We start from the raw sequence: 21,618 nt of genomic DNA on the forward strand, positions 1-21,618 counted from the left end.
GAACGGGGCCCGCATTGTGCCTTCGGCAAGGCGCGGAGATCCCGGGGCGCGAATGACTAAGATGGCGGCCCCGAACTGTGAGAGGACATGTGGAATGAAGACCGGACCGATGCTGATGAGGCTGGCGGCAGGGGTTGTTGTCGCGGGTGCCGTGGGCGCCGCGGGTGCGGCCTCAGCGATCGAGGGGCCGACCTGGCGCCTCACCGACGTCCGGGGATTCGACGCCGCGGCACTCCCCGCCGGACCGCGATCGGTCACGGCGCGCTTCAAGGGGGGCCGGGTCGACGGCTTCTCGGGCTGCAACCGGTATTTCGGCTCCTACACCTTCAAGCAAGACCGGCTGGTCATCGGCCCGCTGGCTGGGTCCATGATGGCCTGCGATGAGGCGTCGATGGCGGTCGAGACGGCCGTGAAGCGGGCGCTGTCGGGCGCATTTCGTCCCGTGCTCGCCGAAGATCGTCTGAGCCTGCTGTCCGATGGCGGCGAGGCCGCGCTCGCCTTCAAGGCCGAGCCGGCGCCGGTGCTCGCCGGACTGCGGTCGAACATCACCGGCTTCAACAACGGGCGGCAGGCGGTCGTGAGTCCGCTGCTCGGCACCACGCTCTCGCTGTCGTTCGGCGACGGCATCGTGAAGGGCTTCGGCGGCTGCAATACGTTCCGCGCCAGCTACACCACCGACGGCGACCGCATCGCCGTGGGGCCGGTGGCCGCCACCCGCAGGGCCTGCCCCGCGGAGGGCGTGATGCAGCAGGAGAGGGAGTTCATCGCGGCCCTGAAGTCGACCACGAGCTGGGCCTTCAGCGGCGCTTTGCTCGACATGCACCGCGCCGACGGCGCGCGCACGCTGACCGGCAGCCGCGAGGTCGACTAGGTTCGTCGCCCGCTCACCATCCGAACTGCTGCTGTCTGCCGCCCCTGATGTTGCCGGCGACACCGCCAGCGATGCCGCCGATCGCCGCTCCCGTCCAGGCGTCGCCGCCGGATATCGCCGCGATGCCAGCCCCGCCCGCGGCACCCATGGCGGCGCCGCTCATCGTTCCCTGCTGCCGCGGGGTCATGTCCGTGCAGCTCGCCGTGAGCGTCATGGCCGCAACGATCAACACCCATTCCAGTCGTTTCATGTTCGATCTCCCTCACTTGTTCTTTTGCAGGCCGGGCAGGACCATCTCGAACCACAAGGTATCCAGCACCGGCCGCTTCAGCTTGGCCGGATTGGCCGCGTACCAGCGGTCGAGGCCTTCGCGAACGGAATCCAGTGTCTGGCCCTGCATACCCTTGGCCATGCGTGGCACGAAGTTCTGGGCGTCCGTCGGCGGGTTCTCCGCGAAGTAGGCGGTCTGGACCTGGACCAGGTTGGCGATGCCGATGAGGTACGCCTTCTTCACGGCCTCGTTCGAGGTGGTCCATTGCTCGCCCGTGACCAGCGGAAGCTCGGCGGCCCGGGCCGGGATCGCGGCCATCGCCAACGTCATGCACGCCGCGATCACGGCGGTGCGCATCTGCAGTTTCATTGTCATCGCCTTCTCCATCGATAAGTCGTTTGCATCGAGTCGCCGTGGATATTGAGCGTGGCTTGCGGCGTATGTCAAACACATCGAAGACGGGCCCGCGGGCGCGATGCGCTCAGACGCGCACGCGCAGCCGCATGCGAAGACCGATCGGGGTCATCGTGAAGGCGAGTTGCTCGCGCGCCGGCTCGCCGTCGGGCGTGTCGACGCCGGCGATGTCGAAGCGGTTCAGCAGCTGCGCCATCGCCATCTTCATTTCGAGCAGCGCGAGGTAGCGTCCCGGGCACATGCGCGGGCCGGCCCCGAAGGGCATCGAGGTGCGCTTCGCGCTGGCGGCCATGGCGCCGGCCGGGCCATCGGCCAGCCAGCGCTCGGGCTCGAAGGCCGCGGCGCGCGGCAGGTGGCTGTCGCTCACGCTGTCGCGGCGCATCAGGTTGATGAGCACCGTCCCGCTCGGCACCTGCACGTCGCCGACCTGTGTGTCGCGCTCGGCCTGCAGCGCGAGGATCGGCGCCACCGGCTTGAGCCGCATGGTCTCGTGCGCGCAGGCCTCGACGTAGTCCAGTTGCGCCAACTGCTCGAAAGTCGGCAGCGCCGAGTCGCCGACCACGCGGTGCACCTCGTCGGCCGCGCGCTGCAGGGCCGCCGGATGTCGCCACAGCAGGTCGATCATCCAGGCGATGGTGTTGGCGGTCGTGTCCTCGCCGGCCAGCAGCATCGTGAACACGTTGCCGGCCACCTGCAGGTCGGTGATGCCGCTGCCGGGCTGGTCGGCCGCCGCGAGCATCGCCTCGAGCAGGTTGCGCGGATGCGCGCGCAGTTCGGGGTCGGTGTCCAGGCGGCTGCGCGCTTGGGCGATGAACCGCGCCACCGCTTCGTTGACCGCCTGCACGCCGCGCTTCAGTTCGCGGTCGGCCTGAGTCGGCATCAGCCGCCAGGTCGGCAGCGGCGCCAGCATGCGCTTGACCAGGGCCGGGAAGATCTTGTCGAGATGCTGCTGGATCACGTCGCCATCGGACTCCAGCGTGTTGACCTCGGCGCCGAATGCGAGCCCGGCGATGGTGTCGACCGTGTAGCGCATCAGGTCGGCCTGGAGATCGATCGCGTCGCCGCGCCGCGTGGCGGCCAGCCAGCGGCGGCCGAGACGCTCGGCGACCGTCTGCAGCGATGGGAAATAGCTCCGGACATGGGCTGGGTCGAAGCTCGCCATGACCATGCGCCGCTGCCGCCGCCAGTCCTCGCCTTCGGCGCCGAAAAGGCCGGGCCTGAGGCCCATCTCGCGGGCCACGGCGGCGAGGCGGTTGGTGCGCTTGAAGCCTTCGGGCCGGTCGCGCAGGATGGCGGCCACGGCCGCGTGGTCGCCGACGATGAGCAGCCGGCGCCGACCCAGTTGCAGCTTGAAGAAGGGGCCGAATTCGCGGCACCACTGTTCCAGCTGCTGGTGCATGCGCGGCGCCTCGATCTGCAGCAGGTTGCCGATCAGCGGGGCGCCGCGCGGGCCCGGCAGGTCGTCGATGCGGCGCAAGGCGGTGGTTTCCATGCTCATGCGATCCGGGTGAAGCCGTCGCCGCTCCAGCGCTCGCTGCCGACGCCGTGGTGGACGAAGAACAGGCCCTCCGGATCGTAGCGTTCCTTGGCCGCGAGCAGCCGGGGATAGTTGGCGCCCCAGAAAGACTGCTGCCAGTCGGGCTCGAAGTAGTTGCTCTCCGACAGGTAGGAGCCCGGCCGCGGGATCAGCCGTCGCAGCTCGTACACCGCGCGTCCGATCGCGGTTGCCTGGCGCCGCGCCAGCCCGGCATCGGGCTCGTGCCCGGCAACCCCGGGAAAGGCCGGCGGGCCGTTGGCGCCGCAGATCACGAGCGCGAAGGCGTCCAGCACGGCCGGGTTCATCGCGGTGTCCCGGGCCGCGGCGATGGCCTCGGCAGGCGCACCGGCGAGCCCCTTGTTGACGTGCATCGACACGCCCCAGTGCCGGCTGGCGGCGAACAGCGCATCGACCAGGGCCTGGCGGCGGCCCGCTTGCAGCAGGGCCGCGGGCAGCCAGGCCGACTGGTAGCCGTGCAGCATCTGGCCGGCCTGGCCCTGGTCGCCGGGCCAGAACACGTTGCCTTCCGGCGCGCCGGGCCGGTCGTCGGTGCTGATGAAGCCGAGCACGCGCTTGACCAGGGTCGGCGCCCAGAAGTCGCGGGCCGAGGTGGACACGATCTTGAGCGGTGAGAACTCGATCTTGAACTCGTCGGGCGCCGCCTCGACCGCGTCCAGGAAAGGCGCCCAGACCTCCTGCGCCTGGCTTCGGCTGAGGCCCTGGAACACCATCGCGATGCGCAGCGTGTTGTCTGGCCGCAGGCGGATCTGTTCGCCCCAGTGCGGGTTGTGCAGGCTTCGCGCGTAGAAGTCGACGATCAGGCCGATCAGGCGGCGGAAGGCGGGCGCGGAGGACGCCTTGATCGCCATGTTGACCGCACCGAAGGATTCCGGCAGCGCATGCACCCGCAGCGTGAGGCGGGTGACCACGCCCAGGCTGCCTCCGCCGCCGCCCTTGAGGCCCCAGAACAGCTCCGGCTCGCTGCAGGCATTGGCGATCCGTACCTGGCCGTCGGCCGTCACCACCTCGGCCTCGAGCAGGCTGCCCGAGGCCAGCCCGAAGGCCTTGGAGAAGCTGCCGAAGCCGCCGCTCTGCACCAGCCCGGCGACGCCGACCGTCATGCATCCGCCCCCTTGCACGTAGCCTCCGCCCCGGGTGCTGACCGCGTCGTAGACGTGGGCCCAGACCGCCCCGGCGCCGACCGAGACCGCGCGCGTCGGCGCCATCCGCCCCGCACAGCCCCTGGCGACGAACGCATCGTGCAGCTTGATCTCGTTCATCCTGCGCGTCCAGACCAGCAGGGAATCGGGTGCATTGGAGGTGCCCTGGTAGCTGTGGCCGCCGCCCTTGACGACCAGGCGCAAGCGGTTCTCGCGCGCGAAGTCGACCGCGGCCGCCACGTCTCCGGTGCTGCGTGCCGACACCGCGTAGACGCTGGGGCTCGAGGTCCAGGCATCGACCCAGCCCAGGGTCTGGGTGAGGCCGATCTCGTCGCCGAGGAAGTAGGGGTTCCCGGCCGCCTTGAAGAACTGCGTGCAGGCGGGTCCGGCGGGTGCATCGAGGCAAGGCGAGAACGGCGAGGGCACCTTGACCAGCGCATCGCCGCCCAGCTGTTCGCCGAACTGCTTCCAGCGCGCCTCGGCGGGCCAGTCCGGATCCCCGGGGCGCACGCGGGAGCCCGCCGCGGGCCCCGCCGAGGCGCGCATCGGCGCAAGCATCCACAGCAGGTTGCGGCAGCCGATCGCAGCCGCGGAGGCCAGCTGCAAGAGACGTCTTCTATGCACAGGACCCTTTCGCCGGAGACTGCGTTCGAGGAGCCGGCTGCAGTATGCCGAACCCGCGCGGCGAAGTCTCCTTTTCGCGCTCGAGACGGCGCCGGCAGGCCGACCGCTGGGGGGACCTGCGCGTCAGGCCTGCTGTTCGATCGCGGCCTGCACGATCGGCCGCGCCCAATCGGGCGTGGCCTCCAGCGCCGCGGCATCGTCGGCTGCGGGGAAGACCAGCCGGCCGCCGATCATCTCGAGCAGCAGCACCGGGTCGGGAATCTCCTCGCCCGGCGCCGCCTCGGCGCTGTTGTCGAACACCTGCAGGCGCGCCAGCAGCGGCAACAGCCGGATCAGGTTCATGCGCGAGCTGATCCAGCGTTCGCGGACCTTGGCGACGGGAATGTCGTGGCCGCCGCTCGCCACCCGCGCATGGACCCGCCGCAGATGCATCTCGGCCGAGGCGAGGCCGCAGAAGATCATCACGACATCGTGGGTGCGCGAGGCCTTGGCGAGCAGTTCGGGAATGGTGCTGGCGCCCAGGGTGGTCTCGAAGGCGTGGTTGCGTCGCTGGGCAAGCGCGGCGGCGAGCTGGACGCGGCCGTATTCCCAGGCGCGGCCGTTGGCGTCCTCGACGTCAAGGCCGAGCTGCGCGACCAGTTCGCGCGCATAGCTGTCGGGGTTGTACCAGGCCAGGCCGTGCTCGGCGAGCAGGGCGCCGCCGACCGAGCTCTTGCCCGCGCCGTTGACGCCGGCCAGCACGAAGATGAAGGGCCGCGCAGCGCCAGCCGCGGCCATCAGAACGAAGCGCCGGCCTTCGGCCGCCGGGCCAGCTTGCCCCGGGCCTCGAACAGGGCGCCGACCCGCTGGGCGGCGTCAGGCTGCTGCAGCACGGCCAGGCGGCTGTCGAAGCGGCCGGCCAGTTCTTCCAGCACCGTCTGCTCGTGGGCGTTGAGGGTCCGCAGATCCTCGGTGAGCTGCTGGTAGGTGGCGGCGTCGAGCAATACCATCTCGACCGCGGCATGGTTCGTGATGGCCACGCTGCCGCTCTGGCGAACCTGGCGCACGACGTCGCCCCACTTGTTCTTCACCTGGGAGGCGTTCTGGCGCGGCAGGTCGTGGAGGGCGGGCAGGGCGGTGATCATGGCAAGCTCCGGCTGTGGAATTGCCATTATGGCAAGAATAGCCAGATTGTGCGCACAAACGGATCCCGACGCATGACGATCCCTGCGATCCGCTCATCCGACATGGCGGCTCTCTTCCATTCCAACGACCACGTGAACATGGCTCTCGCGGCTGACCAGGAAGTGCGCGACCAGCACGTCGCCGGTGCCCATCGGCGCTGCGTGCACCTGGAACCACCGGCGCTCGTCGGGCGAATGGCACGGGTACTCGCAGGTGAACACGTCGCGATCGCCGTGCATCACTTCGTCGAGCCCCTGCAGGATGTGCAACGCCGACTCGTCGGCGATGGCGCTGCGGCGACAAACCTCGAGGTAGTTCACGCCGGGGCCGATCGCACCGGCCCCGGGGTTGCCGTTGCGCTCGGCAAATTCGCTCCACGCCCGATTGACGAATCGAATCACCCCGCGCCGGTCGACGACCGCCACGATCCCCGCCAGCGCGTCGATCACGTCCTGCAGCGTCTTGTGGGTCGCGCGGCTCAAGAGCCTCGGCAGCGCGTGGGTGTCGTCAAGTCTTGCATGCCCCGGGTCTTCGTCCGACCGGTCGGACGATCGCATCGCATCGGAGTCGGGATTGAACGCGGCCGGCTCGCCGGCGAGCGGAATGAGGACCTCCAGCACGGCGCCGCTTCCGGGCGTGCTGCCGATGTGCATGCTGCCGCCCAGTGCGCGCACCCGCTCCTGGATGCCCAGGATCCCGAACGCTTCGGGCTTGCGCCTGTCGGCAGTGACGATGCCGCGGCCATCGTCACTGACACGAACCGATATCGACCCTGCCGGCGCCAAAGCGAGTTGGATGTGCACCTCGCTGGCCTGAGAATGCTTGGCGACATTGTTGAGCGCTTCCTGCACGATGCGGTACAGGCAGAGTGCAATCGCCGGCGTTTCCATCAATGCGTCGGACACAGGGTCCGGCGCGTCGATCGTGCAGGCGACGCCGGTCTGCTGGCCGAACTGGGCGACCAGCATTTCCAAGGCTGGCGTCAGGCCGAGGTCTTCCAGCATCGGCGGGCGCAGGTCGTTCACGATGCGGCGGGTCGACAGCACGGCCTTCTCGGCCAGGCAGTCAGCGTCGGCGACCAGCGGCAGCAGTTCCGGCACCTGGGCGCCGAAGCGCTCGCCGATGCCACGCAAATCCATGCGGATCGCCGCCAGCGTCTGCTGCAGGTCGTCATGCAATTCACGCGCAATCCGCTTGCGTTCTTCTTCCTGGACCCGGTCGCGCGATGCAATCAGCCGTTGCATCGCGATGTGGGAAGACTCCAGGTCTTCCTGCACCTCCTTGATCGCGCTGACGTCCCGGCTCGTGACCACGGCGCCAACGATCGCGCCTTCCTTCGAACAGATGGGTGCAAAGCTGTAGCTGCCTATCCACGTTTCGCCGGTGTCCTTGCGCCGCAGCCTGTACTCGACGTTGGTCGCCACCTCTCCGCGCAGCGCCCTGGGAACCGCCCATTGCTCAAGCGGCGCCGGATCGCCGTTGGGCATGCTCACTTCCATGATCTCCGGGTACTCCGCGAGCGTCCGCCGGCAGGCAGACTTGTCCGCAAATCGGTGAAACGAGGCGAAGGCGTCGTTGAACTCGACAAATCGGCCCTCGGTGTCGGAGATGAACACCGCGTCACTCATGCTCGAAAGCGCTGCCTGCAGCTTCGAGGCGCCGGCCCGCAGTTCCGCCTCGGCCTGTTTGCGTTCGGTGATGTCGCGCAGGATGACCGTGTACAACGGGTGGCCGGCGATGGACAGATGGGAGATCGCGCCCTCGATCGGGAACTCCACGCCGTCGGCGCGCAGGCCGACCAGCTCCCGCTGCCGCCCCATCCGGCGTTCGGTGATCGGGTTGGTGCCAAACGCCTGGACATATCGCCTGTGACCCTCCCGATACCGTTCAGGAACGAAGCGACCCAGTGGCGAGCCGATCATGCGGTCCTGCGGGCAACGGAACATCCTTGCCGCCGCGGGGTTGGCCTGCACGATGATCTGATCCTCGTTGGCCGTCACGATGGCATCGACCGCCGATTCGAAGATGCCACGCAGGCGCGCTTCGCTGATCGCTCGCGCGTCGAGCATCTGGTTGATCTGCCGCGCGACCGACCTGATCTCGGGCGGGCCGGTGACTTCGGCGCGGATCGCATCTCCGCTCGCCGCGATCTGCGCGGCCGTCGCCTCGAGACGCGCAATGGGATTGGCAATGGCCGCGCTCAGGCGCCACGCCAGGCCCAGCGCGAGCAGGCAAAGCCCCAGACCGACGGCGATGGTTCGCTGGAGGGCGGCGTTGTACTCCGAGAGCACATCGGCCTCCGGGAGGCTGGCGATCACGCGCCAGTCCACGCCGGGCAGCGTCAACAGCGCAAACAGCCGCGGAACGCCGTCTCGCCCGACCCCGGCGAAATGGCCTTCGCGCGCACTCCCCAGCGGATCTGCCTCGCCGTCCCTGGGGCGCGAGCCGATGAATTGCGCCGCGTCTTTCGAGCGAAGAAGAATGGCGCTGGTTCGATCCACGACCGTCACGAGCGCGTTCTTCGGGGTCGAGTCGAGCAACTCCTCGCTGAGCGTCAACAAATCCACGGTCATCACCAGCACGCCTGTCTGCGCTGACTTCTGATCGCGAATGGGATAGCTCAGCGTCGTGATCTTTCTCCCGGTGCGCTCGTCGACGAACAAGTTGCTTGCCGTGAACACGCCGGCCGGGAAGACGAAATCCGCCGACCCGGCTGATTCCGCAATCGGCGCCCGAGGGACCAGACTCTCTCCGTAGGTGCAAATGGTGGTCCCTCGTGCGTCCCGCACGGCGTATCCCAGGCTCGCGGGAACGAGCAGCAAGTATTCTGCAACGAGGGGGTCGCAGCGCTGCGGATCCATGGCCCTGACCAGAGGCCGCGCGGACAGCCGCTTGAGCATGGTCTCGAACTGATCGAGCACTTGTTGCAGGTCCGCCGCCGACCCGATGGCGAGGAGTCGGACCTTTTCATGCGCGATATCGCGTATCCGATGCGCTTCGACGGCAAGGACCGACGCCACGAGCGCTGCGAGCGCAAGCATGACCCCGCCCGTGAGCAGGACGATTCGGATGCGAAGCGACAGGTTCTCGAACCACGTAGCCATTGGCCCCCTTTGCCGATCGGTGGAGTTCGGCGAGGCATTGTCCTATTTCTGGAGGCGGGTGACAGCGGGTGCGGAACGCTCCAAAAAAACGGCCTTTTCGACCGAATCATTGAGCATGCGCATCTCGTGATGCTTCGATTCGATGCAGCATGGAACCACGTCAATGAGGCGGGGCGAGGTGAAATGGTGAAAGTGCTGTTGGTCGACGATTCGGTGGCAATTCAGCAGAGCTTCGGGGCGCTGCTGACGAATGCGCCGGAAGTCGAGATCGTCGGCTACGCGGAGGACACCGCCACGGCCGTGGCATCGATCGCTTCGAACCAGCCGGATCTCATTGTCCTGGACGTCAAGCTGCGCGGGCATGATCGAGGCATCGATGTGCTGCGTCATGTCAGGCAGCATTACCCCGGCATCAAGGTGGTCGTCTTTTCCCAGTTCAACTGGACGTCCATGCGCAAGAGCCATATGGACGCCGGCGCGCTCGCCTACTTTGACAAGGCGACCGAATTCCAGCAAGCCCGGGACTGTATCGCGGCGCTTTCGCAATCTCAGGCCGCGCAGGCCGCCAGTGCGAAGCCGTGAGATTTCGCCTTGCTGGGCGCGCGCGTGCCTTGTGCGAAACGCTGCAATGCAGCGAGGTCGAGGATCTCCACCCTGCGTTGATCTACCTCGACCAGGCGCAAGGCAGCCAATGCCGCGAACGAACGGCTGATGGTTTCGTGCGCGACGCCAAGATAGCTTCCGATGTCGCGGCGCGTCATCAGCAAGCGCAGGGATCTGGCGGATTGGCCGCAGGTCGACATGCGCTGCGACAGATGCATCAGGAATCGCGCCAGTCGAACTTCGGCCGCGACGGCAGCCATCATGTCGGCCAACTGCGTCAGATCGATCATCGCGCTGCTCACGGCACGCATCACGCCGCGATAGAACGCCGGCAGGCTTTGGGCCAGTGCATAGAAGTCGGGCAATGCGATGGCGTAGACGCTCGCATCTTCCAGCGCAACCGCGGCCATGAGGTGGCAATCCCCGGACAGGGCATCGCACCCCAGCAAGTCGCCGCGACGCGCGAATCCGAAGACCTGCTCGTAGCCATCTTCTGCGGTATGAAACGCCTTGAAGGTTCCTGCGCGGACGATGTAGATGGAAGGCGCCGGGCTGCCTTCGAAGAACAGCGATTCGCCGGCACGCAGACGGCGCACGGTGAGCGGGGTGTCCGGCGGTTGCTGGCCCTGGCCGACGGGGACGCCGAGAAGAGCGAGCATTTCATGCAGGACGGTCGGTTCGCATCGCTCGATGCCGGCAAGTGGCACGCGATGGGCAGTGAAAGAGGACTGCATATCAAGTACTGGAACGGTATTCATCGGAAGCCTCCAGGAGTGCGACGACGAACGGGTGTCAGGCGCCACGACGGAGCTTGCGCCTGGTTGTTGCTTTTTGAACGTAGGCTCGACGCCCGGAATCTGGGCGGAGTTATGGTCTTCTTTTTAGCTTTCTCCTACAAGGCATTCGGAATATTCCGAACCACGACCAGCCAGCCGCCTCTTGCTTGCTCCATCGCCTTCGTAGGGATCTACTGCTTGATATTCGTCGACAGAAAGGGGAGCATGAGCCAATATGCGGCCTCCGAACAGGACATGGTATGCATGAAAACGAGGGATTCGGGACTGCTGCGAAGGATCGGGAGGCGCCCATGGCAGCGCCGCCGCGGTCGGGCGCGCCCGCCATCCGCATGCTTCTGGTCGACGATCACACCATCGTCCGAGAGGGCCTGAAGCGCGTGCTCGATCCGCTGGGCAACGGTTGGGAACTCACCGAAGCAGTCACAGGCTTCCAGGCGCTTGAACTCCTGCGCGAGAGTGAATTTGACCTGGCGTTGGTCGACCTGTCGATGCCGGGCATGACCGGCCTGGAACTGGTCCGCCGCATCAAGGCCGACTTCGCGAGCGTGCGCATACTTGTACTCAGCATGCATGCAGAGGAGCAATACGCGTTACGGGCGTTCAAGGCAGGCGCCAATGGCTATGTCACCAAGGATGTCGCGGCGGCGGAACTGGTCACGGCGGTGCGCAGGGTGGCCGCGGGTGGCGCCTATATCACTGCGAGCCTGGCCGAGCAGGTGGTGCAGCAACTCAATGGGATGTCCGACGCCCCGCGACACGCGATGCTGTCCGACCGCGAGATCGAGGTGCTGCGACGCATCGCCGCCGGGCAGCGCCTCACCGAGATCGGCGAGGCGCTCCACCTGTCGGTGAAGACCGTCAGCACGTACAAGACGCGCATCCAGGAAAAACTCCAGGTTGCAAGCACGGCCGAATTGGTACGTTATGCGTTGGAAAACCATATCGACGATCCCGCGTGCCTTCAGGCGCACCACTAGCCGCTTGACAGGATCGGATTGCCATTGAACTTCAGCCCACAAGAAAAGGAGGCGACATGCGCGCTCTGAACGTCCGGCTCGCACGCCTCCTCGTGCTTGCCGTCTCCGCGTTTTCTCTGATGGTGGGTGCGCAGCCGGCGCAGACCTTTTCCAGGGAACAACTCGATCAGATGATGGCGCCCATTGCGCTGTACCCGGATTCGCTGCTCTCGCAGGTGCTGATGGCCTCGACCTATCCCGCCGATGTCGCCGATGCCGCCAGATGGTCGAAGGCGAATCCGGACCAGAAGGGGGACGCGGCGCTGAAGCTGGTGGCCAACCAGCCCTGGGATCCGAGCGTGCAGTCGCTGGTGGCCTTCCCGCAGGTGCTGCAGACGATGGGCGACAAGCCCGACTGGGTGCAGAACCTCGGCGACGCCTTCCTCGCCTCGTCCAAGGACGTGCTCGACTCGGCGCAGCGGCTGCGCAGCGCGGCGCAGAAGACGGGCAGCCTGAAGAGCTCCGAGCAGCAGAAGGTCATCGTCGAGCAGGAGCCGCAGACGCAGCAGACGGTCATCAAGATCGAGCCCGCGAATCCCGAGGTGGTGTACGTGCCGTCGTACAACCCTGCCGTGGTGTACGGCACCTGGCCCTATCCGGCGTATCCGCCGTACTACTATCCGCCGGCGCCCTATTACTACCCGGGCGCCGCGCTGGCGACCGGCATCGCCTTCGGTGTCGGGGTGGCTGCCACGGCCGCCCTCTGGGGCAACGCCAACTGGGGCGGCGGGAACGTCAACGTCAACGTCAACCGCTACAACAGCGTCAACGCCAACCGGCAGATCAACGCCAGCCAGACGAACTTCCAGCACAACGCGGCCAATCGGCGCGGCGTTCCGTACCGGGATTCGGCGAGCCAGCAGCAGTTCGGGAAGAACGTGGGCGGTGCCAACCAGCGCAACGATTACCGTGGACGCGACTCGGCGCAGGCCGGCACCCGCGATGCGCAGCGCCAGCAGGCGCAGTCGCAGTTGCAGCAGCGCGGCATGGATCCGGGACAGGGCCGCGACCAGCTTCGCAACGATCCGGCGACACGGGATCGCGCGCAGGCCGCGGCCGGGCAAGGCGGCGCCGGTCGCGATCGCGGCGGGCAGGGCCCGGGGGGTGCAGGCGGCGCTGGACCGGGCGACCGTGGCGGTGCGGGCGGAGGCGGATTGGGATCCGGAGGCGACCGGGGCGGCCCTGGTGGACCTGGCGGCGCCGGCGGCGCGGGCTCGGGCGGCCGAGGCGGCGGCGACAACGCGCTGAGAGGCGCCGGAGACACCGGCAACCAGGCGCGCCAGCAAGCGAGTCGCGGCGATGCCAGCCGCCAATCCATGTCCCAAAACCGTGGCGGAGCCGGCGGCGGCGGGTCGCACGCGGGAGCGGGAGCCGGAGGTGCGCGCCCCAGTGCGGGCGGCGGTGGTGCTCGCTCCAGTGGTGGTGGTGGCGGCGGCGCCCGGATGGGCGGCGGAGGCGGTGGGCGGGGCGGCGGCGGCGGCGGCCGAGGCCGCTGACAGGAGACACACATGGCGCAATCGACACCACTTCAGCGCATCGGGACTTTGCTCCCAGGCGCCACCCTCTTCAAGCGCTTCGCGGCGGCCCTGGCCGTCACGCTGTCGCTCACCTCGGGACCTGCGTTCGCGCAGCGCGCCTATCCGACCCCCGATGCGGCCGCGGAAGCCTTCGTGGACGCTGTTTCGCGCGTCGACGGCGACGCCCTGCGCATCGTGCTCGGCGCCGACTGGAGGCGCTTCGTTCCGGTCGCCGGCGTCGATGCGGATGACGTCTACAACTTTCTAGGCGCCTGGGCCAAGCGCCACCGGATCGTGCTCGAGACGCCGGACAAGGCGCTGCTCGCGGCCGGCGAGGGCGACTGGACCTTGCCGGTGCCGATCGTCAAGACCCCGGCCGGCTGGCGATTCGATCCGCGTGCGGGCGCCGACGCCATGCGCAGCCGGCGCATCGGCCGCAACGAACTGGCCGCGATGCAGGCGGCACTGGCCTACTTCGATGCCCAGAAGGAATACGCGCAGAAGGATCGGGACGGCAACGGCGTGCTGGAGTACGCGCAGAAGTTCGCGAGTTCACCCGGCAAGCACGACGGCCTGTACTGGCCGGATGCTACGGGGCAGGACGAGAGCCCGCTCGGGCCGCTGTATGCCCCCCGCACGGCCGGCGAGGGCTACCACGGCTATCACTTCAGGATCCTCAAGGCCCAGGGCAAGGATGCTCCGGGCGGCGCCTACGACTACGTGATCGGCGGCCGGATGAGGGGCGGGTTCGCGCTCGTCGCATGGCCCGTGCGCTACGGAGAAACCGGCGTCATGAGCTTCCTGGTCAGCCATGACGGCATCTTGTACGAGAAGGACCTGGGGCCGGGCAGCGACGCCGCCGCGCGCGCGTTGTCGCGCTTCAATCCGGATTCGAGCTGGCGCAAGGTGGACGTGCCCGGCAGTTGACGTGCGCCTAAGTGCCGCCGCCCCTGGACAGGCCAGGAGCCCATCGTGAACACCTCTCCCCAAGACAGTGACGGCGCGTCGCCGCTTCGCTGGCTTCCGGGCTGGCGGACGCTGCGATCCTATGAACTCGCCTGGTTGCGCCACGACCTGACCGCCGGGCTCGTGCTGACCACGATGCTGGTGCCGGTCGGCATCGCCTATGCCGAAGCGTCGGGCGTGGGCGGCATCTACGGCCTCTACGCCACCATCGTGCCGCTGCTCGCCTATGCGCTGTTCGGGCCCAGCCGCATCCTGGTGCTGGGCCCGGATTCCGCACTCGCGGCCTTGATCCTCGCCGTTGTCGCGCCGCTCTCCGGCGGCGATCCCCTGCGCGCGATCGCGCTGGCCAGTGCGATGGCGATCGTTTCCGGCGTGGTCTGCATCTCCGCGGGCGTGGCGCGGCTCGGCTTCGTGACCGAGCTGCTCTCGAAGCCGATTCGCTATGGCTACATGAACGGGATCGCGCTCACCGTGATCGTGAGTCAGCTGCCGAAGCTGTTCGGGTTCTCCGTCGAGGCCGAAGGGCCGCACCGGCAGGCCTGGGAATTTGCCCAGGGCCTGCTGTCCGGCAAGCCGAATCCGACCGCCCTGGTCGTCGGCGCGAGCACGCTGGCGGCCATTCTGGTCCTGCAGCGGCTGCCGCGCGTACCGGCGGTTCTGGTCGCGGTCGTGGTCGCGACGGTGGCCGCCGATGTGTTCGACCTCGCGGCGCGTGCCGGCATTTCGGTGCTCGGCGTCCTGCCGCAGGGCCTGCCGGCGCCAAGCCTGCCGATCATCGGCCTGAACGACATCGCTCCGGTTCTGCTCGGGGGCCTGGCCGTGGCGCTGGTGTCCTTCGCGGACACGAGCGTGCTCTCGCGCGTGTACGCCGCGAGGATGCACACGCCGCCGGCTCCGAACCAGGAAATGATCGGCCTCGGCGTCGCCAACCTTGCGGCCGGGTTTTTTCAGGGCATGCCGATCAGCAGCAGCTCGTCGCGCACACCGGTGGCCGAAGCCGCCGGTGCGCGCACGCAACTCACCGGCGTGGTCGGCGCCCTTGCCATCACGGCGCTGCTGGTGGTGGCACCGAACCTGCTGCGGGATCTGCCGAGCGCGGCTCTCGCGGCCGTCGTGATCGCGGCGGCCATCGGTCTCATCGAAGTCGCTGATCTGCGCCGCATCTATCGCATCCAGCAGTGGGAATTCTGGCTGTCGATGGTCTGCTTCGCCGGTGTGGCACTGTTCGGCGCGATCCCCGGCATCGGCATCGCGGTCGTCATCGCCGTGATCGAGTTCCTCTGGGACGGCTGGCGACCCCATTCGGCCGTGCTCGGGCGGGCCGACGGCGTCAAGGGCTATCACGACATCAACCGCTATCCACAGGCCAGCCGCATCCCGGGCCTGGTACTGTTCCGCTGGGATGCACCGCTCTTCTTCGCGAACGCGGAGCTCTTTCGCGACCGGGTGCGTGCGGCGGTGGCGAGTTCACCGACGCCTGTGCGCTGGGTCGTGGTCGCGGCCGAGCCGGTGACGAGCGTCGACGTGACCGCCGCGGACATCGTGGCGGAACTCGACGACGGCCTGCTGGCCGAGAACATCGAACTGTGTTTCGCGGAAATGAAGGATCCGGTGAAGGACAAGCTCAAGCGCTTCGGACTCTTCGCACGCTTCGGCGCCGAGACTTTCTACCCGACGCTCGGAGAGGCCGTGCGGGCCTACTTGCGCAGCCACCCTGTCGATTGGGAAGACTGGGAAGGCGAAACCCCGAAGCCGGGTCAGCCGGAGCCCTGATACCGGGCCATGGCCTGATCCAGTCCGAGGTTCATCCCGGTGCCGTTTCATGGCCACTCCCGAGCGCGCGCTTCACCACCCGCACGGTGGCGTCGCCGGGACACGGCGATTCCTGGAAACCGAGACGCTTGGCGAGCCCGCGCATCGGCGCATTGGTCGAAAGCACGTAGCCTTCCATGCAGCGGAAGCCATGCGCCTCGGCCGCCGCGACCAGCGTCTCCATGAGTCGCGGCGCCAGGCCCTGGCCTTGCCAGCCGTCGACGATCGCGATGGCGAACTCGCAGGTGTCGCTGCCGGCGTCCGAGGCGTAACGCGCACCGCCGATGATGGATTCGCCAGGGCCTTGCGCGCCGACCGCGACCAGCGCGAACTCCCGGTCAGGCACCGGGTGGGTCGCCGCTTCGAGCATGTTGTCCGGCAGGTTCCGTATCGTGCCCATGAAGCGCGTGTAGCGCGAGTCCGTCGACATGTTTCCGACGGCCGCCTGGAGTCCCTCCTTGTCCTCGGGAAGGATCTCGCGCAGGGTCACCTGGCGGCCGTCGCGCAACGGCACGGTCAGCGGAAGAACGGGCGCTGGCGAGTGAGAAGCCCGGTCTTCCATGGCTAATAGGCCTCGGGGACGTAGCGGAACGGGTGCTCCAGCTCCTGGTAGTCGCCGCGCGGCTGCCGCTTCGGCAGCTTGACCTTTTCCCTCGGCACGGATTGGTAGGGCACGTGGGCCAGCAGGTGCTTGATCAGGTTCAGGCGCGCGCGCTTCTTGTCGTCGGAGCGCACGATGAACCACGGCGCTATGGGCAGGTCGGTGGCCTTGAACATCTCGTCGCGAGCGCGCGAATAGTCGTACCAGCGGCTGTAGGACTTGAGGTCCATCGGCGACAGCTTCCAGATCTTCCGCCCGTCCTCGATGCGAGCCTCCAGCCGGCGGGTCTGCTCGTCGGGGCTGACCTCGAGCCAGTACTTCAGCAGGATGACCCCGGAATCGATGATCGCCCGCTCCACCAGGGGGGTCGCGGCGAGGAAGGCCTTGGCCTGCGCCTCCGTGCAGAAGCCCATGACACGCTCCACGCCCGCGCGGTTGTACCAGCTCCGGTCGAAGATCACGACCTCGCCCGCCGCCGGCAGATGCGGGATATAGCGCTGCAGGTAGATCTGGGACTTCTCCCGTTCGGTCGGCGCCGGCAAGGCGAGGACGCGAAACACCCGCGGGCTGACGCGCTCGGTGATGGCCTTGATCGTGCCTCCCTTCCCGGCGCCGTCGCGCCCCTCGAAGACCACGCAGACCTTGAGCCCGGCGTGCTGCACCCACTCCTGCAGCTTGACCAGTTCGACGTGGAGGTCGCGCAGCGTCTTGTCGTATTCCTTTCGCGACATCGACTTGTCCGACGCAGGCTTCGCGTCGCCTTCGTGCCCTTGCGTCGCCGGTTCCTGCGCTTCCTCCTTGTGGGCCGGCTTTCCGTGGTTGTGCCTCTTCTCGCTCTTCTCGCTCTTCGCCATCGCTGCCTCCATCGGTTGATTGAAAATCTTCGCTCGGTGTTCGCGTCGGCGGCCTCGGCTCACAGCAGCCGCGCGGCCTCGTCCAGCAGATTCCTGGGCTTAGGCACATCGACCCGCGCCACCTGGACCAGCGCGAATGCGCGCACGCGCGGCGGGTCGCCCGGCACCCGGGCGATCTCCAGGTGCAGGGTGTGGCCATCGTCCGTGCCCTGCTCCGGGAGAACGACGTTCATTCGGCTCAGGCGCAGGCTTCTGGCGGTGACCTGGATCAGCGTGTTCGCGTCCGCGAATACCTCGCACACGCGGTCGAGCTGGTGGTCCAGCGCCTCGGAACGCAAGCCCAGGCTCTTGAGGTCGTTGTCGTTCTGTTCCATCTGGGCGCGCAGGCGCGCCAGCTCGCCGGTGTCGACCTCTCCGGCGCCGCCCAGCACCGATTGCATGCCGACGCCTTGCCGCCCGAGCAGCCGCAACCGGGCCGCGACCAGCGCGCGCTCCTGCTCGAGCACGTCCCGGCGCGAGGTGTCCGCGGCAATCCGTGCGAGCCCTTCGATCGCCAGCTGGTCCACCATCCGGCGCCCGATCTCCTGCCTGAGTTCGGCATCCGTTGGGGCGCAGATCCTGATCTGGTGATCGCTGAAGCTCAATGTCGTCTGCGCCACATCCGAGCGCATGACATCGCCATCCTGCGCCACGCCCAGCGTGCGGCGTTCGTTCATGGCCATGCCGAGCACGGCATAGGCTTCGAGCAGCCCCGGATGCTGTTCGAAGAAGCTGTAGAGCTCCGTCGAACGGCCGAGCGCCGGTGCTACGTCGTCGGCAGCCCCGAAGAACGCCCGGATGTGGGAGTCGGAAGCCCAACTCGCCGGGCTCAAGGCGCGCGGCGAAGGAAATGCCGCCACCAGCTCGCGCAGGTGATCCGCCGCCTTCGCGACTGCCGATCTCAATCGCGCTTCGTGGCCTTGCGCCAGACGCAGGCGGGGGCTCAGGCCGATGACGCGCGCCACCAGCCGCTCGACTTCCTCGTCCCGCGGCGGATGCTTTCCCTTGCCGCCAAACAGGCGGCCGATGATTCCCATGGCGCGCTCCTTCGAGAGGATCAGGCGAAATCGTCACTCAGGATCTGTGCGCTGATCCGCCCCTTCTTCCAGAACACGTCGTGGATCCGTTCCTTGAGCTTGTGCAGACCGTCCGGATGGACACCCCGAAAGGTGAGCAGCACCGCAGGCCGCGAGCCGTCGCCCTCGACATGCTGGATCTCGTCGAACTCCGGAAAGCCGTACTTCACCAGGAAGGCCTTGACCTCGTCATCGGACGTGCCCGCTTCGATATTTCCCAACAAGAGCCGTGCCATTTCGATTTCTCCTAACGAACTGTCTTTTTTGCTACGCCATGATGTGAACGCCGCCGTCGACGTACAGCGTTTCACCCGAGAGCCGCCGCGCGTAAGGCGTCGCAAGGAACGCGCAGGTGAATCCGACGTCCATGATGTCGACCAGCTCGCCCATCGGAGCGCGCTGCGCCGCCTCGGTGAGCAGCAGGTCGAAGTCCTTGAGGCCGGCTGCCGCGCGGGTCTTGAGCGGACCCGGCGAGATCGCGTGCACCCGGATGCCGAGGGGCCCGAGTTCATAGGCCAGGTAGCGCACCGACGCTTCGAGTGCGGCCTTCACGGGGCCCATCACGTTGTAATTGGCGACCACCTTGTTGGCGCCGTGGTAGGACATGGTGAACATCGTGCCGCCGTCCTTCATCAAGGGTGCGGCCAACCGTGCCATCCGCACGAAGGAGTGGCACGAGATGTCCATCGCCTGGGCAAAGCCCTCGGCGGAGCAATTGAGCAGCCCCCCCTGCAGGTCTTCCTTCGGCGCCCAGGCGATCGAATGCACCACCACATCGAGCCGGCCCCAGTCGCTGTCGATGCGCCCGAACAGGGCCTCGAGCTCGCCCGGCCTGGCCACGTCCAGCGGCATGAAAATCGGCGCCCCCAGGGCGGCCGCCAGGGGTTCGACATGGGGCCTGGCCTTCTCGCCGGCATAGGTGATGGCCAGATCCGCGCCCAGCTCGCGAAACGCCGCTGCGCATCCGTAGGCGATCGAGTGTTCATTGGCGATCCCGCAGACGAGCACCTTGGCGCCCTTGAGCAGCGGGCGTGGCAATTCAAGCGTCATCGTCACTCCTTGAAGCGAGCACGTGGTGGGTATGCCGCGCGATCATCAATTCTTCGTTCGTGGGAATCACCCATGCCGAGACCTGGCTCGACGGCGTACTGATGCGCGGACCGCCGGACAGGTTGGCTGCCGGGTCGAGCGCCACGCCGAGCCAGGCCGCGTCGCGGCAGACCCGCTCGCGCAGCGACGCTGCGTGCTCGCCGATGCCGGCGGTGAACACCAGCGCGTCGATGCCATGGGTCGCCGCCGCCAGCGAGCCGAGTTCGCGCCCGATCCGGTAGGCATAGAGGTCGATGGCGAACCGGGCACGGGCGTCATCGCTGGCCAGCAGCACCCGCATGTCGCTGGACAGGCCGGAGACGCCCAGCAGTCCGGACTGCTTGTAGATCAGGTCCTCGACCGCGCGCACGTCCATGCGGAGTTCGTCCAGCAGGTAGAGGATGACGCCCGGATCCAGATTGCCGCTGCGCGTGCCCATCGGCAAACCGTCGACCGCGGTGAAACCCATGGTGCTTGCGAGGCTGCGCCCCGCCGACATCGCGCATAGGCTGGCGCCATTGCCGAGGTGCGCGACGATGGTGCGGCCCGCCGCCGCCTTCGGGTCGAACTGCGGCAGCACGCTCGCGATGTACTCGTAGGAGAGGCCGTGGAACCCGTAGCGCCGCACGCCCAGGCCCGTAATCGAGGGAGGAAGCGCAAAGGCCTGCGCCACCTCGGGTTGCGCGCGATGGAAGGCGGTGTCGAAGCACGCCACCTGGGGCAGGTCCGGACGCTGCTTGGCCACGATCTCGATGGCCTTGAGGTTGTGCGGCTGGTGCAGGGGGGCCAACGGAATCAGAGTCTCCAGGGCCGAGATCACCTCCGGTGTGACCCGCGTGGCCTGCGAGAACGCCAGTCCGCCATGCACGACGCGGTGACCGACGGCAGACAGCTCGTAGCCCTCGCGGTGTTCGCGCAGGAACGCCGCCAGGTGGCCGATGGCGCCCTCGTGTCCGAGCGCGACGCCTTCGCCCCAGGCCTTGGCGCCGACTTCGGTGCCGTGTCCGTCCACGGCGGAAAAGCGCGGCGCGGTGAAGAGCCCCTCGACCTGGCCGCGCATGATCAGATCCAGCGCGCTGCCTTGCGTGGTGAACGCGCTGAACTTGATGCTCGACGAGCCCGCATTCAGCACCAGGATCACGTCGGTCATGGTCTCACCCCATCACCGCGGTGCTCTCGCGGCGGGCCTTGGCGACCATCGCGGCGACGGCACACGACGCCAGCCGCGTCATCAGCGAGTCGGCCCGGCTCGTCAGGATGATCGGAACCCGCGCGCCGAGAACGATGCCCGCCGCATCGGCGCCGGCCAGGAAGGACAGGCTCTTGGCGAGCATGTTGCCGGCTTCCAGATCCGGAACCACCAGCACGTTGGCGCGTCCCGCGACCGGCGAATCGATCTTCTTGATCTTCGCGGCCTCCAGGCTGATCGCGTTGTCGAGCGCCAACGGGCCATCGATGACCGCGCCCGTGATCTGGTGCCGGTCCACCATCTTGCACAAGGCGGCTGCCTCGATGGTGGAAGGGACCTTCGAATTGATGGTCTCCATCGCCGAGAGAATGGCGACCCGCACGTCCTGCACTTGCAAGGCGTGCGCCAGGTCGATCGCGTTCTGCACGATGTCGATCTTGTCGTCCAGCGTCGGCGCGATGCTGACGGCGGCATCGGTGATGATCAGGGCGTGTTCGTAGCTGGGCACGTCCATCACGAAGCAGTGGCTGATGCGCCGCGCGGTGCGCAGGCCGCCGTCGCGCTTCACCACGGCCCCCATCAGTTCATCCGTGTGCAGGCTGCCCTTCATCAGCGCGTCGGCCTTGCCCTCGCGCACCAGCAGGACGGCCGCGTCCGCCGCGGCGTTGCTGTAGGGCGCGTCGACGATGGGATAGCCGGAGATGTCCACTGCGAAGGACGCGGCCACGGCCTCGATGCGCGCACGCGGCCCGACCAGAATCGGCGCGATCAGCCCCAGCCTGGCGGCCTCTCGCATTCCTTCCAGCGAACTCTGGTCGCAAGGATGCACCACGGCCGTGGGCATCGGGGGCATCCCCTTGCAGAAGTCGATCAGGCGCTGATACTTCTCGTGCTTCGCGTTCATGAGGAGGCCT

The 21,618-nt window shown here is 67.7% G+C and carries 21 protein-coding genes; 6 read left to right on the plus strand and 15 right to left on the minus strand.

Annotated features, from left to right (window positions below; all coding sequences use genetic code 11):
- Window positions 1-94 precede the first annotated feature (94 nt).
- Entirely contained in the window at window positions 95-871 is a 777-nt protein-coding gene (locus tag AC1DYK_RS04775) for an META domain-containing protein (RefSeq protein ID WP_478165211.1), read from the plus strand.
- Between the two features lie 13 nt (window positions 872-884).
- On the opposite strand, the gene AC1DYK_RS04780 is transcribed toward AC1DYK_RS04775, so the two are convergent.
- The 7 genes from AC1DYK_RS04780 to AC1DYK_RS04810 form a co-directional block, all read right to left on the minus strand.
- A complete protein-coding gene (locus tag AC1DYK_RS04780; RefSeq protein ID WP_478165212.1) occupies window positions 885-1,121 on the minus strand; it encodes a hypothetical protein in 237 nt (78 codons plus the stop codon).
- 12 nt (window positions 1,122-1,133) lie between these two features.
- Window positions 1,134-1,517, minus strand: coding sequence for a hypothetical protein (locus AC1DYK_RS04785; protein WP_478165213.1), 384 nt, complete (start codon window positions 1,515-1,517; stop codon window positions 1,134-1,136).
- A 106-nt stretch (window positions 1,518-1,623) separates the two neighbouring features.
- Window positions 1,624-3,048 carry a cytochrome P450 gene (locus tag AC1DYK_RS04790; protein WP_478165214.1) on the minus strand — a complete coding sequence of 475 codons (1,425 nt, stop codon included), beginning with the start codon at window positions 3,046-3,048 and terminating at the stop codon, window positions 1,624-1,626.
- A 2-nt stretch (window positions 3,049-3,050) separates the two neighbouring features.
- Window positions 3,051-4,859, minus strand: a complete 1,809-nt coding sequence (locus tag AC1DYK_RS04795) for an FAD-binding oxidoreductase (RefSeq protein WP_478165215.1) — start codon at window positions 4,857-4,859, stop codon at window positions 3,051-3,053.
- A 141-nt stretch (window positions 4,860-5,000) separates the two neighbouring features.
- Window positions 5,001-5,654 carry an ATPase gene (locus AC1DYK_RS04800; protein ID WP_478165216.1) on the minus strand — a complete coding sequence of 218 codons (654 nt, stop codon included), beginning with the start codon at window positions 5,652-5,654 and terminating at the stop codon, window positions 5,001-5,003.
- Window positions 5,654-6,001, minus strand: coding sequence for a type II toxin-antitoxin system prevent-host-death family antitoxin (locus tag AC1DYK_RS04805; RefSeq protein ID WP_478165217.1), 348 nt, complete (start codon window positions 5,999-6,001; stop codon window positions 5,654-5,656). Before AC1DYK_RS04805 ends, AC1DYK_RS04800 begins: the two co-directional genes overlap by 1 nt.
- 93 nt (window positions 6,002-6,094) lie before the next feature.
- Window positions 6,095-9,145: a PAS domain S-box protein gene (locus AC1DYK_RS04810; protein ID WP_478165218.1), complete on the minus strand. Its 3,051-nt coding sequence runs from the start codon at window positions 9,143-9,145 to the stop codon at window positions 6,095-6,097.
- A gap of 129 nt (window positions 9,146-9,274) precedes the next feature.
- Here AC1DYK_RS04810 and AC1DYK_RS04815 point away from each other — a divergent pair, with 129 nt between their 5' ends.
- Window positions 9,275-9,727, plus strand: a complete 453-nt coding sequence (locus AC1DYK_RS04815; protein WP_478165219.1) for a response regulator — start codon at window positions 9,275-9,277, stop codon at window positions 9,725-9,727.
- Here the strand turns inward: AC1DYK_RS04815 and AC1DYK_RS04820 are convergent.
- A complete protein-coding gene (locus AC1DYK_RS04820; RefSeq protein ID WP_478165220.1) occupies window positions 9,694-10,506 on the minus strand; it encodes a Crp/Fnr family transcriptional regulator in 813 nt (270 codons plus the stop codon). The two genes, AC1DYK_RS04815 and AC1DYK_RS04820, sit on opposite strands and share 34 nt — an antisense overlap.
- Before the next feature lie 329 nt (window positions 10,507-10,835).
- On the opposite strand from AC1DYK_RS04820, the gene AC1DYK_RS04825 reads away from it, so the two are divergent.
- From AC1DYK_RS04825 to AC1DYK_RS04840, 4 genes are read left to right on the plus strand one after another with little or no spacing between them, the layout of a single operon-like run.
- Window positions 10,836-11,522: a response regulator gene (locus AC1DYK_RS04825; protein WP_478157662.1), complete on the plus strand. Its 687-nt coding sequence runs from the start codon at window positions 10,836-10,838 to the stop codon at window positions 11,520-11,522.
- Window positions 11,523-11,578: 56 nt separating this feature from the next.
- Window positions 11,579-13,057, plus strand: coding sequence for a DUF3300 domain-containing protein (locus AC1DYK_RS04830; protein WP_478165221.1), 1,479 nt, complete (start codon window positions 11,579-11,581; stop codon window positions 13,055-13,057).
- 12 nt (window positions 13,058-13,069) lie between these two features.
- Window positions 13,070-14,005, plus strand: coding sequence for a DUF2950 domain-containing protein (locus AC1DYK_RS04835; protein ID WP_478165222.1), 936 nt, complete (start codon window positions 13,070-13,072; stop codon window positions 14,003-14,005).
- A 45-nt stretch (window positions 14,006-14,050) separates the two neighbouring features.
- Entirely contained in the window at window positions 14,051-15,817 is a 1,767-nt protein-coding gene (locus AC1DYK_RS04840; RefSeq protein ID WP_478165223.1) for a SulP family inorganic anion transporter, read from the plus strand.
- A gap of 31 nt (window positions 15,818-15,848) precedes the next feature.
- On the opposite strand, the gene AC1DYK_RS04845 is transcribed toward AC1DYK_RS04840, so the two are convergent.
- The 7 genes from AC1DYK_RS04845 to AC1DYK_RS04875 are packed head-to-tail and all read right to left on the minus strand — an operon-like array spanning window position 15,849 to window position 21,608.
- Window positions 15,849-16,370, minus strand: coding sequence for an N-acetyltransferase family protein (locus AC1DYK_RS04845; RefSeq protein ID WP_478165224.1), 522 nt, complete (start codon window positions 16,368-16,370; stop codon window positions 15,849-15,851).
- Window positions 16,371-16,420: 50 nt separating this feature from the next.
- Entirely contained in the window at window positions 16,421-17,311 is an 891-nt protein-coding gene (ppk2, locus tag AC1DYK_RS04850; protein WP_478165225.1) for a polyphosphate kinase 2, read from the minus strand.
- Between the two features lie 59 nt (window positions 17,312-17,370).
- The gene (locus AC1DYK_RS04855; protein WP_478165226.1) at window positions 17,371-18,387 is read right to left on the minus strand and encodes a hypothetical protein; all 1,017 of its coding nucleotides are present in this window, start codon (window positions 18,385-18,387) and stop codon (window positions 17,371-17,373) included.
- A gap of 20 nt (window positions 18,388-18,407) precedes the next feature.
- Window positions 18,408-18,662: an RNA-binding protein gene (locus tag AC1DYK_RS04860; RefSeq protein WP_478165227.1), complete on the minus strand. Its 255-nt coding sequence runs from the start codon at window positions 18,660-18,662 to the stop codon at window positions 18,408-18,410.
- A gap of 31 nt (window positions 18,663-18,693) precedes the next feature.
- Window positions 18,694-19,476, minus strand: coding sequence for an enoyl-ACP reductase FabI (gene fabI, locus AC1DYK_RS04865; RefSeq protein ID WP_478165228.1), 783 nt, complete (start codon window positions 19,474-19,476; stop codon window positions 18,694-18,696).
- Window positions 19,466-20,665: an acetate/propionate family kinase gene (locus tag AC1DYK_RS04870; RefSeq protein WP_478165229.1), complete on the minus strand. Its 1,200-nt coding sequence runs from the start codon at window positions 20,663-20,665 to the stop codon at window positions 19,466-19,468. The genes fabI and AC1DYK_RS04870 overlap by 11 nt, the downstream gene beginning before the upstream one ends.
- A gap of 4 nt (window positions 20,666-20,669) precedes the next feature.
- A complete protein-coding gene (locus tag AC1DYK_RS04875; protein WP_478165230.1) occupies window positions 20,670-21,608 on the minus strand; it encodes a phosphate acetyltransferase in 939 nt (312 codons plus the stop codon).
- Window positions 21,609-21,618 lie beyond the last annotated feature (10 nt).

The organism is Variovorax sp. P2_H12, assembly GCF_056403395.1.